The sequence below is a fragment of the Pseudomonadota bacterium genome (assembly GCA_039033415.1).
Classification (GTDB): domain Bacteria; phylum Pseudomonadota; class Gammaproteobacteria; order Xanthomonadales; family SZUA-38; genus JANQOZ01.
This window is the reverse complement of sequence record JBCCCR010000001.1, coordinates 17,108-32,306: the sequence shown is the minus strand read 5'-3', so window position 1 is coordinate 32,306 and position 15,199 is coordinate 17,108. Positions and strand designations below refer to the sequence as shown.

The following is a 15,199-nucleotide window of genomic DNA, read 5'->3' as shown; positions in this document are numbered from 1 at the left end:
ATTGAAATACATACTGGGCATATCAGCGTACTACCACGACAGTGCGGTGGCGCTGCTGGGTGACGGGGAGATCCTGTTTGCCGCCCAGGAGGAGCGGTTCAGCCGAAAAAAGCACGATGCCGCGTTTCCCGCGCTGGCGCTACGGCGAGCGCTCAAGGAGATCGGCATCAGCCTGCATGACCTTGATCAGGTGGTGTTCTACGACAAACCCCTGGTCAAGTTTGAGCGGCTGCTGGAAACCTATCTGAGCTATGCCCCGCGGGGCTTAAGGTCTTTTCTGGCCGCCATGCCTATCTGGCTCAAGGAGAAGCTGTACCTCAAAAACACGCTCAAGGTCGCGCTGGCGGAGATCGGCGGCTGCAAGAAAACAGAGATTCCGCGACTGCGCTTTGCTGAACATCACCAGTCGCACGCCGCTTCTGCTTTCTACCCGAGCCCCTTCGACGACGCGGCGGTCTTGTGCATCGACGGCGTCGGCGAGTGGGCGACAACCTCGGTCTGGCGCGGCCGGGGAAAGGAGCTCACGCCACTTTGGGAAATCGATTTCCCGCACTCGCTGGGGTTGCTGTACTCCGCGTTTACCTACTACACCGGCTTTAAGGTGAACTCCGGGGAATACAAGCTGATGGGGCTGGCGCCTTACGGCGAACCCCGATTTCAGAAGCTGATCACCGATCACCTCCTCGACCTGAAGCCCGACGGCACCTTCCGGCTCGACATGCAGTACTTCAACTACTGTACGGGCCTGACCATGACCAGCCCGCGCTTCGACGAACTGTTTGGCGGCCCACCACGAGCGCCGGAAAGTGAGATTACCCAGAAGGAGATGGATCTGGCGGCATCGATCCAGGCCGTCACCGAGGAAGTGGTCCTTCGCCTCGCAAAAACTGTCTTCGATGAGACCGGCGCCGGCAACCTCTGTCTGGCGGGCGGCGTCGCGCTGAACTGCGTAGCCAACGGCCGCGTCCTTCGGGAAGGCCCTTTCGACGGGCTGTGGGTTCAGCCCGCTGCGGGGGATGCAGGCGGCGCCCTGGGTGCGGCACTGGTCGCCTGGCATGAAGATCACGAGGCAAAACCTAAGCCGACGCCCGCCGCTGACACCATGCAGGGTAGCTATCTGGGGCCGGCCTACACCGAGGCGGAGATCGAGTCGCAGCTTGATGAATTCGGCGCCGTCTACGAACGGCTGGACGAAGAAGCGATCGCCGGGCGCGGTGCCCAGCTTCTCGCTGATCAGAACGTGCTCGGCTGGTTTCAGGGGAAGATGGAATATGGGCCGCGGGCGCTCGGGGGTCGATCGATCCTGGGAGACCCGCGCAGCGAGTCCATGCAGTCGGTCATGAACCTCAAGATCAAATACCGAGAGTCTTTCCGACCTTTTGCGCCGTCAGTCCTGGCCGAAGACGTTAGCGACTATTTTGAACTGGACGAAGCGTCTCCCTACATGCTGATTGTGGCGCCGGTCGCGGAGCAACGACGTATAGCGCCGGACAAAAACGCTGAGTCACTCAGCGGGATCGACCGTTTACAGACCAAACGAAGCGAAATCCCCGCGGTGACCCACGTGGACTACTCCGCCCGGGTGCAGACGGTGCACGCGGAACAAAGCCCACGCTACCACGCGCTGATCCGGGCGTTTAAGGATCAAACGGGCTGCCCGCTGGTGGTCAATACGTCATTCAACGTGCGCGGTGAGCCCGTGGTGGAGTCGCCGGCGGACGCCTATCGCTGCTTCATGCGCACCGAGATGGACTACCTTATTGTCGATCGATTTGTGCTGAGCAAGGCGGACCAGCCAACCTATGCTGAAGACCCGGCATGGCGCGAAAGCCTGGAACTCGACTGATGGCGAGCCGCGCAAAAATTCGCGATCTGACACCTCGGGAGCTCGCCAACTTCGGCTGGACGATGGCGACGGTTGTCCTGGTGGTCTTCGGCCTGCTGATCCCCTGGCTGCGCGAGATGGCGATACCCTTCTGGCCCGCTGGCGTTGCGCTGGCGCTGGTTATCTGGTCGACCGCTGCTCCCGCCTCGCTGGATCCGCTGTATCGCGTCTGGATGAGGTTTGGACTGCTGCTGAGCCGGTTCACCACGCCCCTGATTTTGACCCTGGTGTTTCTTCTGACCATTGTACCCACGGCACTTGTCATGCGTGCGCTGAGGCGCGATCCTCTGCACCGACGGCTGGACGGTAACGCAGAGAGCTACCGCGTCGAGTCTGACCAAACGACCGAAAAATCGCTGGACAACCCCTTCTGATGTTCGATCTGCTATCCGATCTCTGGAAATTCATGCGGGTGCGCAAAAAGTACTGGCTGGCGCCGATTGTGCTGGTGATGGTGCTGCTCGGGGTGCTCATTGTGCTCGGCGAAGGCTCTGCGCTGGCGCCGCTGATCTACACGCTTTTTTAGGATTCCAGCTCGGTCTATCAACCTCTGGCACTGGCCGCGGCCCCGGTAATCACGGGACACTGGATCTATGCTAAGAGTTATTGGCCTTATCGCCGTTGTCTACGTCGTCTTGTCCCTGGTGTCGGGAGGCACTGCCTTCCATGGGCCTATGCCTGTACTGATGTGGGACAACCCGCTGGCTGAGGCCGCCGGCCTGCTGCTGGCGGTGGTCGTCTGCCTGGGCCTGCTTGCGCTCTTCGCCTCGACCCTGCTCGTCATGGTTGCCGGGCTGCCGCTGCTGATCATTGCGGTGATCATAGGGGTCATCCTGCTGCCGGCCCTGCTGCCTTTTGCCATCCTGCTGGCGCTGGGCGCGTTGGTTTTTGGCGGGCTAGGCTGCCTTTTCGCCTGAGCGTCCCTGGTCGGACCCCTAGCCACACCCCCTAACGCCAGGCAGCACATAGTCGTTGATGATATCAGCGGACTGCTGGTGCATACCGCGCGTGCCGTAGAGCGTTGCGGTTACCACAACCACCAGGTCCAGCTCTGTAAACACCGCCACCTTATTGCCGCCGTTGCCTGACATATACCAGCCGTAGAGCTGCCGATCACCGCACGTAAACGGCTCCGCCCAGATTTGATAGCCGTACCGCCGATCTTCGCTGGGCTGTCGATGGGCGGTCATCATTTCCTTGACCCAAGCCTCTGAGAGCACCTGCTCGCCGTCGTGGGAACCAGCGTTCAACAGCATCTCGCCCAGCTTGAGCAGATCTCGGGAGTTAAGTTCGGTGCCGCCACCGGTCATGATCTCGCCGGACGGCGAGCGGTCCCAGTTCACCTCGGTAATGCTTAGCGGCTCGAAAAGGCGCTCTGCCAGATAGCGATCGACATCCTTCCCAGTTGCGCGCTCCAGCAGCTGACCGAGCAGAAACGAGCCGGCAGTGCAGTAAGCAAACTCTCCCAGGCCCTCTTCGTCACGCCGGTAGTCCTTCCGCGTAGGAAGGTCGAGCACAAAATAGGTCCAGCGGCGAGCTGGATACATGTGTTCTTCGTTGCCCGGCGATTCCCATACGTTGTCGTTGCAGTCGAGCGCCGAGGACATCGTGAGCAGATCACGGACGGTGATCTCGTTTTTCAAGCGAGAGGGAAAGCGTGTGGGCATGTCGGCTTCAAACCACTTCATCGCCGTCGACTCAACGCCTTCCAGGCTGCCGTCGTCAATCGCCGCGCCAACCGCCATGGCCACCAGCGTTTTCATCGCCGAGCGGGTGTCGTTGAGCTGGGTTGCACTCCCTTCCCCCCAGTACGCCTCGTAGACCTTCTCACCATCGACGGAAACCAGCACGCTGGTGACCTGCCTGAACGTCTCATCCGCCATGGCTTGATCGAGGTCTCCCCCAAGGGTGAAGGTCGATGCGGCGGACTCGGCGGTCGCGTGAACCAAAGCCAGCAGCAGAAATGGGAAGATCAGCACTTTCATCGGCAAAACACCTCTTGGAGACTCGCGTATGGGACAGTATCGTTAGGTCTTGAGGCGCCTTGGTCCAGGAAATTATTCTGAAGATTTCTGATGAGAGCTGAAGAAGCGGTTTTCAGCACGCGCTGGACAAACGTTGGCAGAATCTCGTTGGGTGACGCGTTGCTCGACACCAGCCAGCGGTCGGTTACGGTCGATGGCACCACCACATCCCTGACCGACCTATCCTGGCGATTCCTGATGACCCTTGTGGCGCAGGCGCCGGAACCGGCCAGCTCCGAGACCCTTTGTCGCGAAGTCTGGGAGTCACCCCACGTGTCGCCGGAGACTATCGCCCAGCGAGCCCGGCAGGTGCGGCAGGCGCTCGGCGACGATCCGCGCGCGCCGCGCTACATTCGCACCATTCGGGGTGGGGGCTATCAGCTCATTCCGCCGGTAGAGTCCTTCGAAGATCAATCCCAGCCGCCCCTGGCGACTGACCCCGGTCGCCGCTGGCAGGTCCAGTGGTTTATCGCCTCGGGGCTGATCTTGACCCTGATGTATATCACCTGGTCCCGGATTAATGCGCCGGGCGAGGCCATGACCAGCGGATCCGCGCCAACGTTCGCGTCCAGCGGAACAGTGGTGGAACAGCCGGCAACGGACCGCGCCGGAGAGCTGGTTCGCCGCGCGGATGACTATCGGCTTCGCGGCATCTTTGAGAGCAACGAAATTGCGATCGATCTTTACCGTCGGGCGCTGGCCGAGGCGCCGGATTTTCTCCCCGCGCTGATCGGTCTCAGCCTGTCGCTGTCTCACAAAACGTCAAAGTATGACTATTCGAATTCCCATGCGGCCCAGGCTGCGGAGCTGGCTGATCGCGCCCTGGTGCTGAATCCCGAGGACGACCACGCCTGGGCGGCTCGAGGCCTCGCGGACGACGCCCGGGGCCGCGTCAGTCGGGCCATGGACTACTATCAGCGAGCGTTGGACATCGAGCCGAGTGGCCCACGCTATCTGAGCAATATCGCCTATCTCAAGCAGGTGCAGGGGTACCTCCACGAATCGCTACGGCTCGAAGCTGAAGCGCTCAGCCTCGGGCCGCCGACCTTCTTCGCTGATTTTCAGATTGCCGTGGCTCTGCGCCTGGCCGGCCTCGACGACGCCACTCACCGATGGTTGGATCGGGCGGAAACGCTACGTCCCGACAATGTCTTCCTGCTGGGATATCAGGTGCAGCAGCGGCTGGTGGACGAACAATATGAACAGGCGCTGGCGCTGCTGGACGGCGCGGCGGTCGACCTCAATGACCACAATTTTCTGCGCGGCCTGGCGCTGCGCGGTGCTGGGCGTTTCGAAGCATCCGTCAGCGCCTTTCGTGAAGGCCAGCGCCACGCGCGGACCCGCGGCTGCGACTGCGTGAGCTGCATCGCGCTGCTGGTTCAGGCACAGGACCCAGAAGCCATGACCGAGCTCCCGGCCATCAAGCGAAAGTCCCAGCAGGAGATCGCCAGCGGAAACGAATGGCCCTATCACCATCTCGAGCTGGCCATGCTCACCGCCGCCGAAGGTGATCCAGAAGCCGCTCATCAGCACCTCACACGGGCCGTGGCGCTCGGCTATCGAGACACTTCTCGCCTCCGGATGCTGCAGCGGCTCGGCGCGCTGCCTGCGGCGCTCGATCTTGCCCCATTCCTCGCCCAGATCGACGACCATGTCGCCGAACAACGCTCGTTGATCGAGTCCGATCCAGCGCTAGCAGGCCTGCTCGACTCCGAACAATAGGGTCTTTATCTCCTCCAGCTGTGCACATTTGGGGGGTGCCGTCGTTGGAACTCCTGAACGCGCCAGGACTTCGCCTCTAATACCACAGAGCTGGTGCAGGCGATGGCAGGACCGGGCGGTCCGACGGCTTTGAGTAAGGAGACCCCTACGATGAAACGGATACTTTCTGGAATAACCTTGAGTTTGGCGCTGACGTTTGCGACGTCAAACGCGCGCGCTGAGATCTTCTGCGTCGGCACCCCGAGCGCCCTGCAGAACGCGCTGCTGGCCGCAGCCGGGAATAGCGAAACTGACGAAATCCGAGTGATGGTGGGCCAATACCTGGTCCCAACGACCAACAACGGCTTTCGCTATGTTTCCAGCCAGCCCGGCGGCCTGACGGTGTCGGGGGGCTGGGGCCCGCCTGGTCCGCCGGACGCGCCGGTATGCGACAGCCGAAAAGACAACCCCCGGCTGACCGTCATCGACGGCGATTTTCAGATTCAGGGCCTGGTGCTGCAGCCGGGGCCGGACAGCGGCGACATCGCTGTCGAAAATCTGACGATCACCCGCGGCGGCGCCAATGATCCCGGCATCTCCCTGAACGGCGGCGGCATCGACGCCCGGTCGTTTTCACCGGACTGGGAGGGCTCGTTCCGCTTTTCGACGCTGATCTTCAACCTCAACGAGGCCACCGAACAGGGCGCCGGACTCTATGTCATTGTCGACCGCGGCAGCCTGCGTTTGGAGAACTCCGTGTTTTTCCGGAACGCGGCGGGCCGTGACGGCGGCGGCGGCGAGCTGCTGCTAAACGGGGCTGAGAACCTCATAGCCAACGTGACAATTGCTGAAAACTCCGCCGCAGGTGACGGCGCAGGTTTCCGAATCGGCGGCAACGCCACGGTGCGCCTGCTCAACAACGTGTTTGCTGACAACAACGGGGACGACCTGCTGCTGGCGGGATCCAGCGTCCGGCTCAATCGGAACTTCTTGAACTCACTGGCAGGCTCAAATCCCCTGGAGGAAACCGGCACGATCAGCGGAAACCCGCAGCTCGGTCTTGGCTCGCTTGGCTTGAGCCCGAATATCGGCTCACCGCTGATCGACGCAGGGCTCCCGGTGCCAGACGGATTGCCGCCGAGGGACGCGGACGGCATGGGGCGCATCGTCGGCCCAGCGGTGGACCTGGGGGCCTACGAGGCGCAGATCTTTTCCGACGGGTTGGAAGGGGATGATGACTGGATTATTCCAGGTGTGATCTTCTAACGCTGATTGTCAGATGGCCTCACGCCAGGCATATAGCAGGGCAAGCTCGGGCAGCTGCGGATAGTCGGTCCGTAGCTGCTCGGCCAGCTCATCGATCGCGACCGCCAGCTCATCGCGGGTAAGCGTCGCCCGACCGGTGAGGCTTGTCGCAACCTGAGTGCCCAGTGCGAATACCGGTCTGAGCACGCCATATTCGTCGGTCAGCTGCTCCTGCCCTTTGGCGAGCGCCTGTTCGAAAGCCCCTGAGTTTCCCACCAATCGCTCGGTCTCGGCGTACTGCAGCCAAGTTCGGCCAGACGCCGTCCCGGCACCCGGCCCCGCGTCAGCGAAATGGGCTCGATAGGTCGCCAAAGCGATATCGCGATTTCCCCGAAGATACGCCAGTCGCGCGCTTGCCTCGTCCAGCGAGGCATACAGGCGGTGGCCCTCAGGCAGCAGCCGTTGAAACAGCTCGCGGGTCCGGGTCAACGTTGTCTGGGCTTCCTTATGCTGTCCGTGCTCACCATAAGCGCGAGCCAAGCCGAGCTGGACCAGGAGCTCCTTGAAGGTTCCTAGATCTTCTTGGCCCAGCAGCGCCAGCGCCCCTTCCTCGGACGCCACCGCATCGGGGGTGAAACCGAGGGCCAACAGCGACTGAGCCACGTTGTGATAGTCCACCGCGGACCCGGGCTGACCGACTCCCAGGAGCGCCTCGCGGTCTTGCAGGATCAACCGATGCGCTTCGAGGCGGCCGCGCAGATCACCCTGCCGAGCCAGCAGATTCGCCAGGAGGGTACGGCCCTGAATGACGCCCAGAGGGCCTTCATCGGGTTTTTCGAACTGCGCGGCAGGGAGCGTTTCAAAAAGCGCGACGGAGCGACGGATTGCCGCCTCAGCTCCGCCAAAATCTCCGGCCGCATTACGCATACGGGCTACAATATTGTGGGTATGAGCCAGATCGCGGACGCTGCGTCCCTCAACGAGCATCGTGGTCAGCGCCTGTTCCGCCAGAGCCAGCCCGCTGCCGCGCTCGCCGTATGCCTGGAGACCCTCACCAGCAATTAGCTGCATATCCGCCCGAGCGTCAGGATAGTCCGAAAGGCGCTCAGCAGTGAGCTCACCAATGTTCTCAAACAGCGCCTGCATGACCTCGGGGCCGCTTGAGCCTTCCGGCGAGAGCTGCTGCACCGATTCCACCACCAGATCTTTGACCAGCTCCAAGCGCTGCCGCTCTCGTTCGACACGGTTCAGCGCAAACAGACTGAGCAACAGACCGACGCTTAAGCTGGCGACAATGACCGCAAAGATCAGCCGGCGGCGGCGCCTCGCGGGCGCGTCCCTGATCAACGCCAACGCCTCGTCCAGCCCGTCGTGATCTAGGCGATTGGCGGTATCGCGTTCGAGTAGACCCAGGAGAATCGCATGCAGATCTGAGCCAAGCTCGGCCCTCAGCTCAGGATCGTTGAGCATTTTTGGTTTCGGAATCTGTTCGCCGGTGGCAGCGCCCAGGGCGAGAATACCTAGCGAGTACAGGTCGGCTTTGGGCGTGAGCTTGCCGTTCTCGTCGAACAGCTCTGGGGCCATGTAGGCCGGTGAACCGAAGCGGGGCCGCATGCCGTCGTGCTCGGCTGCGCCGAAGTCCATGAGCACAAACCGGCCGTCGCGACGCATCACGTTGTCGAGCTTCACGTCGCCGTGAACCAGGCCAACCTCGTGCACGTGGCGCAGCGCGTCGTTAAGTTGAGTGAGCAGCGTCATCAGCGTCGACCGGTCGAAGTTGCCCTCGGTTTGCAGGAGATCCTGCAGCGTCTCGCCGTTGATCAGGTCAGCCCACAGACCCACCCGGCCATCGTTGATGCCGGCGCCGTGGATGGCGAGCACGCTCGGATGGTGCACCTGCGCCATGCGCCGGGCTTCGTTAATGTAAAGCTCGTTGTCGGAGTCGACAGCCTCACGACGGCGAAGCTTGAGCGCGACGTCCCGCTGCAGCAGCGGATCGTAGGCCCGATACACGTCACCGAAGCAGCCTGCACCCAGCCTGTCCTTGAGCGTCAGGTGCCCCCACTGGCCGTTAGTGACTTCGGATTCTTCGCCCGCCGCATCGGGCCCCAGGCTGCCCATGAGGTCGCGCAACGCCTCGAGCTTCTTGAGATTTCGCGCAACCCGTCGCGACTCGTCCTCATCGAGAATTCGAGTGGTGTCTTGCCCAGCGGTCTCGTCCTGAGACCCGCGATCCTCGACCATCAGGGCATCAGCCTGGCCACTTCCTCCAGCCCCCGCTTGATTCTCATGCGGGCGGCGTTGGCTGACGGCAGCCCAAGCTCCAGGGCCACCTCTGCGTAAGTCATCCCAAACTCTACGTGCATCATCACCGCCTCACGCCGGCCTTCGTTGAGCTCGGCCATCGCCCCTTCATACGCATCGATTGTCTCCATGCCGACTACGTTCGCCACGACGCTCTCCGGGTCGACCACCGCTTCTTCGACCGAAGAGGTGCTATGCGGTCGACGGCCCTTTTTGCGGATTTCGTCGCGTACTGCGTTCATCATGATGGTGCGCAGATACGACAGAAACGCACCCGGCCGCTCAGCTTTAAAGTCGCCCAGACGTTTAAACGCGCGAAGCAGCGTGATCTGCACAAGATCCTCGGTTTCGGCGGAGTCTCTGCCCCAGGCAGGCAAACGGCCGCGCGCGAAGCGGCGCAACATGGGGAGCACGCGCTGGAACAGCGCGTCGCGCGCCGCGTCGTCACCGCTGTTGGCTTGATCGAGAAGCGTTGTGGTCGTGATTCCCGGCTTCTCGGATTCTGAGGGCGTTGGTTTGTCTATTGACACCGGACCGCGCCACCTTGGATTGCCTGCTACTGCGGGTATGCAATCAAAACTGGCGGGGAAACTCAACGCGCTGTGACATTGGCGCTGCCAATCTTCCGGCTAGCAGACGGCGCAACGCAGCTCGGGCGTCAGGGGTCCTCGAAGCCGTCAGACAGCAGCGGCAGCTGAAGTTCGAAGGCGCCGCGATCCTGAAATCCGGGACCGTTGGCGATGTCCGGCTGATCGACAAAGCGCGGTTCGCCGAGGGCGTCCAGCGACAGGCCCATACCTTTCATAGCGACCCCTGCGCAGGCGTCCACATTGGGTGAGGTGTCGGCGAGCGCGTAAATTGGGGGCTGACCGTTCTGAACAATAATTTCGAAATCCGGGTCGCGGGTATCTGCTGATAAGCTGCTGTCGTCGCTGGCGTTCATGCAGGCGCTGGCCGTCCCGCTGGATTCGTCACCGGCGACCAGTTCCATGGCCGGCTCCCACCAGATGCTGTTGCTCACCGCCAGCGATGAGTTGTTGATCAGCTCGATCACCCTGTCCGACGTGTTGCCAGTCACCGTCACAAAGTTCATGTCGAACACCGCCCTGGAACCGAACATCAGCGTTGAGTTAACCAGCCCGGTTTCCACGTTGCCAGAGATTTGTACGCTCCGCATAACCACCATCGTGTCATTACCCGTCGCCAGGATCACCGGAGCGCGATCCGATTCGTTGTTGTCGATGAACGTCTGGCGAAGATCGGCTGTACCCGAAAGCACATACACGGCACCAGCGCTCGTCTCGGCGGTGTTGCCGCTGATCTGCGAACATCTTTGTAGGTTGGCACAGGTCCCACCGTCACCTCGATCCAGATCAAAAATCGAGCTAAAGACCCGGACACCCCCACCGGAATTTCCCGATTGATTGTCGACGATCGCGATGCCGTCTCCAATGAAACTCGATTCGGAGAGCGCCACGCCGCCGCCATCCCCGCCAGCGCTATTGCCGGAGATGAGTATCTGCCGCTGGGGAGAACTACTCAGCTGGATGGACGACTCCCCGACTCCGATGCTGCGTAGCGAGATCCCGCCGCCGATAGAGGCCGCCGTGTTGTTGAGCGCCCCCACGATTTGCGCGGGCCCATCATCGGTAATCGGTGGCGTCGTCACCTGACACTCAAACGCATAGAGTCCCCCGCCTTCCTCAGCCGCATTCCATTCGATGGTGGCGTCCACCCACTCGATCGCGGCACGGCGGCAGAAAATGCCCCCGCCCTCCTCGGAGGCCGTATTGCCGAACATCTCCGAAGCCAGGCCCACGCGCGTCCCACCTTCCAGGCGCAGTGAGGCAGGAAACCCTAAGCCACGGATGCTGATCCCGCCGCCGGTGGTCGACTCGTTTTCTTGCACCCAGACGTTATCGAGGCGCACCCGAACGTTTTCGCGGATATCGATACCGCCGCCCCCTGTCTGATCTGCGCGGCCGCCGCGAATCACAAAATTTCGAACGACAACGGTTCTTTGCGTGGCCGTGGCGTTTTGAATCTCCAGCACGGAGTTGAGGGCCACTCCCGACATCGTGCTCCGGGCATCGGGATCGGGCTCATCCGCCGTACAGCTCGGATAGCCCCCGATCAGGGTCAGGCTCTTCTCGATGATTTCAAGGCCGTTGGTCAGGAAATTGGTCCCGCTATTGACCAGGATCAAATCACGATCGGCGGCCGCGTCCAGCGCGTCACCCAGCGAGGAGAAATCACATTCGGAGTCAGAGCCGACACGAATGGTGGCCGGCGGCAGGACAAACCCTTTGCTCCCGGCCATCGATGCCCGCGGTGTGCCCAGTCCTGAGAGCACTATCAGAACTATGACCAATCGAATACTCACCATGCTCGCTCCTTGCATTGCTCCTGTTGACTACGCAATTGGTCGAGAAAAACGACACGCACTAGGGCAAAAGCCGCGAGTGGTACACGCGTTGCGCCGCGATGAGTTTTTGTCGACGCAGTCGCGATTGGGCTGCTGGCCACCGGGCTTTGGGTGCCACCCGGCAAACCGGTGTTACGCTGATCATGTCGGCGGTTGCGCCTGAGTTAGCGATTGCGGCGGCGAGTCAGGCCGACCGGATCCATCTTCAGGATGTGAATATGGCCGCCACCCGGTGCCCAAAGGACCAAAAACCATGGAATTCTGGACGCTAGCTGGTATCAACAGCCCGCTGAACCCGCAGACCGGCGAATATGTCGACTATGTCTGGGACTTTGTTCAGCCCCACCTTCAGAGTTTTTCACCCACCCGTCGCTACGCCAGCCGGCTGGGAACCACCAGCGCCTATCCGAAGGCGAGAAACGTGGTCACGCTGGACTCCGAAGATCTATTGGATGGCGAAGCCAAAGACATCGCCGAGCATGGCGGCGGCTGGCCGGTGGTTGCTCGTGGCAGTCTTCGGGGAAAAACCGTTCGCGTGATGCTGGTTGCGCCAAAGACCACCACCGAACCCCCTCAGGGTGCCGGCCTGTGTGTTGAAGTTTACTGGAGCCCCCGGGATCAAGTGCCGAACCAGAGCCTGATTCGTCCGGATTCCTTGACGTACTGGCGGCGTTTCGAGCGTGGCGGCGGCCAGGTTTGGCCGGTGGAAAACGATGTTGGCAGTGGCTTTGGTCAAGGCCACGACTTCAGCGGATTTGCCGTGCCGCAGCCGAAGCTTGTTACCCGCGTCCTGGTGCCCCGACCCGGTAGCAACATCAAGCGATACCTCTGGCGGCAGACCGGAGAGATTGCGCCGGCACCCATTTCGACGCTGGCATCATGGCTCAGCGACGCGAGTAACGACCTGGTCATCCTCGCTCACAGCCAGGGCACTAACATTGCGATGCATCTGCTTAGAAGAGGCTTTGAATGACATGCGCCGACTGATGATACTGATGTGCCTGACGCTGGCAGCCTGCGCCACGACCCGTGACAGCGGCCAGGAAAACGGTTTTCAAGTCGGGAACCTTTATCAGTCCCGCACGACCCTGTTTGCCGTCACGTGGGGTAAGCGGACTGAGCTCGTCAGCAGCTACCGGCCCGGTGCCGGCAAAGCGCGGCCGTCACAGGTCATCGCGCTGGCTCCAGGAACCCGAATCAGTGTGGCTCTCGTGCGAGGTGACAACACCCTCACCCGCGGCATCGACGAATGGCCAGAGGGTCGCGTGCTGGGCGGTGCGCACGACGGCATGAAGGTATCGCTGGCAATGCCCGGCCTGCGCAAACACTTTTTGATTGCCGAATAGCTCGCGATAGCCCGTCTTTTCAACTTTAGCGTCCGGGCGGAGGGTTCTCGAAGCCGTCGGCGAAGATATCCCGGAGCGCGTCGGCAAGCAGCACCTGCCCCCACACTTCGGTTTCGGACTGGCTCACCCCGTTGCGGTTATCGTCACCCCACCAGGTCGCCAGATACCGACCGCCGGCGCCAGCAGCCACCACGGCATGAATAGCAAAAAAGCCAAGATCCTGCCCTCCCGCGTTGCTGATCTGCACCTGCGGGCTGGCTGGATCCGGGTCCTGTCCAGAAGCGATGCGCCGGACCAGGTTGTCCAGCTGATTCGTCTGCGCCTGATTGCTGTCCGTTTGCAGCAACGTGCTGCTCCAGGAAACCAGGAACGCATCCTCGAACGTTGAGTAGTCGAGCCCAGGGCGAGCTGTTCCCAGACACGGGTTGTTATTGTTGCAATCCACGTTAGCGCCAAAAGCCAACGTATCGAGGCCGTCTGACTGACTGATCCGAAACTTGTCCGTGCCCAGCAGATCGCCGCCGGCAGTGACGCGACGGCCAAAGATCTCGTAAGCCCCTTCCACCATTCCCAGAGCCGGATCAGAGTTAACCCATACGACCAGGTACTGCTGCGCGTCGGTATCAAACGCAACGCTGCTTTTCCCCGAGAAGTATCCGGGGCTGGCCAGCTCCCGGTCCGCCATCAGCTGAGGCTGCGCCGCATCGTCGAGGATCTGAAACATCGTCGACTGACCGAACCCCCGGCGCCAGTGCACGAGGAATTCGTTGTCCGCGGCGTTATGGGCAACCGCAACGTCCACCGAAAAGACGTTCACAGAATCCACCTGGATCTCTGCGCTTTCGGGGCTGCCGTCGCTGGCCGACAGCAGACGAGCAAAGATCGCCGCCTCTGCCGCGTCCGTGCTGCGCTCCCAGGCGAGCAGAATGTTGTCGTCGACCGGGTTGTAAACGATGTCCGGAGAAAACTCACCGCGCTGGTTGGTGACGGTGGTGCCACCCGACGTCGGCTGGAACGCCGCGCCGTCCGGCGCGCCGGCAGCGGTTAGAAACAGCCCATAAACCCTGAAAGTGGTATCCCCGAAATCCGGGTCGGCGGCGCTGTAGCTCACAAAATAGCCGTTTCTTGAGGGCACGTAGATGACGCGGTAGAAGTTCGGTGTTGCGCCGACCGCGCCGATGCCGCCGACATCGGTCAGCAGCGTTGGCCCGCCCAAGAGGCTTCCGTCAGGCCCCACCCGCTGCCCCCAAAGCTCCACCTCCGACGGTGCCGTTGGCCCCTCGTCCGTATTGGCGATGAAGATCACCAGATACTCATCGGCGTTGCTGTTGTAGGCGATCTCCGGGCGAATTGCGCCAAAGGCGTTGGTGCCGTCCGGCCCAAACGTGGTGATCCGAAAATCGTTGGCCCCGAACTCAAGCTGCGCCGAGGCGCTGCCGGCGAACATGCTGAGTAGCGTAAGTAAGGTTGTTATTGTGCGCATACCAGATTCTCCTGAGTGCAAGAGCGGATTGATGGCGTTGGCCCCAGGATTCAACTCAGGAATCCTCGACGATACACAAACGCACCCATTTGCTGTCCCGCTATCTTATCGAAGCGCAATTGCTCGCCAAGACGGGTCACGGTGCTGTTCATGAACACGAGTGGTCGCCGCCCGCAACGGGCTAAGTCCGGAAGGACCCCTCAGGAAACTTCTCGGTGATGAGCATAATGGGTAACCCGTAGGCAAAAACGCGATAGGTACGGGAGATCAGGCTGGATTCCGGCCCAACGTCAAAGTGCGTGGCCAGCTCTGAGGCGGCGTGCTTTTCGCAAACCAGAACCTCGCGGAAGGTCTCTAGCTGGTTTTCCTGGATCAGCAGACCAATCGGTTTAGCGCTGTTCAACAGCCCGTCGCGGATTTTGTCGTCGAGCCGGTCAACGCACAGCAGCGAATGAGCGTAGATGTGGTTTCTTTGGCTTTTGGTGCCGTGCAGCAGAATGGTTCGGCGCAGCAGGGTTTCCCCCGGCTCCAGGTCCAGTTCGGTGATCGGCTCATCGGCAGCCACCTGGTCCTGAAGCAGCTTGCTGACCGTGACGCGTTCCCACGTGTAGGCCTCCAGAATCTCCGTCACCATGCCGTCGGTCGTCAGCAAAACGCGTTGAAACGGGCTCAGGTCCCGAAGTTCAATGGTGCTGTTCTTCAGCGACTCCTGAAGATCTAGCCGCATCAGATTGGGTGTGGTGAAACTCACGATCAAGGGCTTCCGGTTGCTGGACCGACGGTATG

Annotated in this window: 14 protein-coding genes; 8 read left to right on the top strand and 6 right to left on the bottom strand. The window is 61.5% G+C overall.

Translation table 11 applies throughout. From position 1 onward, the window contains the following. Position 1: 1 nt before the first annotated feature. The 4 genes from AAF358_00125 to AAF358_00110 all read left to right on the top strand — a co-directional run bounded on the left by AAF358_00125 (position 2) and on the right by AAF358_00110 (position 2,802). Positions 2 to 1,846, top strand: coding sequence for a carbamoyltransferase (locus tag AAF358_00125; GenBank protein ID MEM7703922.1), 1,845 nt, complete (start codon positions 2 to 4; stop codon positions 1,844 to 1,846). Beyond that, a complete protein-coding gene (locus tag AAF358_00120; GenBank protein ID MEM7703921.1) occupies positions 1,846 to 2,259 on the top strand; it encodes an SxtJ family membrane protein in 414 nt (137 codons plus the stop codon). Before AAF358_00125 ends, AAF358_00120 begins: the two co-directional genes overlap by 1 nt. Then, a complete protein-coding gene (locus AAF358_00115; protein MEM7703920.1) occupies positions 2,259 to 2,411 on the top strand; it encodes a DUF5989 family protein in 153 nt (50 codons plus the stop codon). The genes AAF358_00120 and AAF358_00115 overlap by 1 nt, the downstream gene beginning before the upstream one ends. 67 nt (positions 2,412 to 2,478) lie before the next feature. Then, positions 2,479 to 2,802, top strand: coding sequence for a hypothetical protein (locus tag AAF358_00110; protein ID MEM7703919.1), 324 nt, complete (start codon positions 2,479 to 2,481; stop codon positions 2,800 to 2,802). An 18-nt stretch (positions 2,803 to 2,820) separates the two neighbouring features. Here the strand turns inward: AAF358_00110 and AAF358_00105 are convergent, their stop codons facing one another. Then, entirely contained in the window at positions 2,821 to 3,870 is a 1,050-nt protein-coding gene (locus AAF358_00105; GenBank protein ID MEM7703918.1) for a serine hydrolase, read from the bottom strand. A 90-nt stretch (positions 3,871 to 3,960) separates the two neighbouring features. On the opposite strand from AAF358_00105, the gene AAF358_00100 reads away from it, so the two are divergent. Both AAF358_00100 and AAF358_00095 read left to right on the top strand, forming a co-directional pair. Next, positions 3,961 to 5,631 carry a winged helix-turn-helix domain-containing protein gene (locus AAF358_00100; GenBank protein ID MEM7703917.1) on the top strand — a complete coding sequence of 557 codons (1,671 nt, stop codon included), beginning with the start codon at positions 3,961 to 3,963 and terminating at the stop codon, positions 5,629 to 5,631. Positions 5,632 to 5,781: 150 nt separating this feature from the next. Then, a complete protein-coding gene (locus AAF358_00095) occupies positions 5,782 to 6,876 on the top strand; it encodes a choice-of-anchor Q domain-containing protein (protein ID MEM7703916.1) in 1,095 nt (364 codons plus the stop codon). A gap of 9 nt (positions 6,877 to 6,885) precedes the next feature. Here the strand turns inward: AAF358_00095 and AAF358_00090 are convergent, their stop codons facing one another. The 3 genes from AAF358_00090 to AAF358_00080 all read right to left on the bottom strand — a co-directional run bounded on the left by AAF358_00090 (position 6,886) and on the right by AAF358_00080 (position 11,545). Beyond that, entirely contained in the window at positions 6,886 to 9,099 is a 2,214-nt protein-coding gene (locus tag AAF358_00090; GenBank protein MEM7703915.1) for a serine/threonine-protein kinase, read from the bottom strand. Then, a complete protein-coding gene (locus AAF358_00085) occupies positions 9,099 to 9,689 on the bottom strand; it encodes a sigma-70 family RNA polymerase sigma factor (protein MEM7703914.1) in 591 nt (196 codons plus the stop codon). The genes AAF358_00090 and AAF358_00085 overlap by 1 nt, the downstream gene beginning before the upstream one ends. Before the next feature lie 128 nt (positions 9,690 to 9,817). Continuing rightward, complete coding sequence (locus AAF358_00080; GenBank protein ID MEM7703913.1) at positions 9,818 to 11,545, bottom strand: hypothetical protein; 1,728 nt, start codon at positions 11,543 to 11,545, stop codon at positions 9,818 to 9,820. A gap of 292 nt (positions 11,546 to 11,837) precedes the next feature. On the opposite strand from AAF358_00080, the gene AAF358_00075 reads away from it, so the two are divergent. Continuing rightward, positions 11,838 to 12,557, top strand: a complete 720-nt coding sequence (locus AAF358_00075) for a hypothetical protein (protein ID MEM7703912.1) — start codon at positions 11,838 to 11,840, stop codon at positions 12,555 to 12,557. Further along, the gene (locus AAF358_00070) at positions 12,550 to 12,930 is read left to right on the top strand and encodes a hypothetical protein (protein ID MEM7703911.1); all 381 of its coding nucleotides are present in this window, start codon (positions 12,550 to 12,552) and stop codon (positions 12,928 to 12,930) included. The genes AAF358_00075 and AAF358_00070 overlap by 8 nt, the downstream gene beginning before the upstream one ends. A gap of 25 nt (positions 12,931 to 12,955) precedes the next feature. Here the strand turns inward: AAF358_00070 and AAF358_00065 are convergent, their stop codons facing one another. Both AAF358_00065 and AAF358_00060 read right to left on the bottom strand, forming a co-directional pair. Then, positions 12,956 to 14,413 carry a hypothetical protein gene (locus tag AAF358_00065; GenBank protein ID MEM7703910.1) on the bottom strand — a complete coding sequence of 486 codons (1,458 nt, stop codon included), beginning with the start codon at positions 14,411 to 14,413 and terminating at the stop codon, positions 12,956 to 12,958. A 181-nt stretch (positions 14,414 to 14,594) separates the two neighbouring features. Beyond that, on the bottom strand, positions 14,595 to 15,164 hold the full coding sequence (locus tag AAF358_00060) for a chorismate pyruvate-lyase family protein (protein MEM7703909.1): 570 nt from the start codon (positions 15,162 to 15,164) through the stop codon (positions 14,595 to 14,597). Between the last annotated feature and the right edge of the window lie 35 nt (positions 15,165 to 15,199).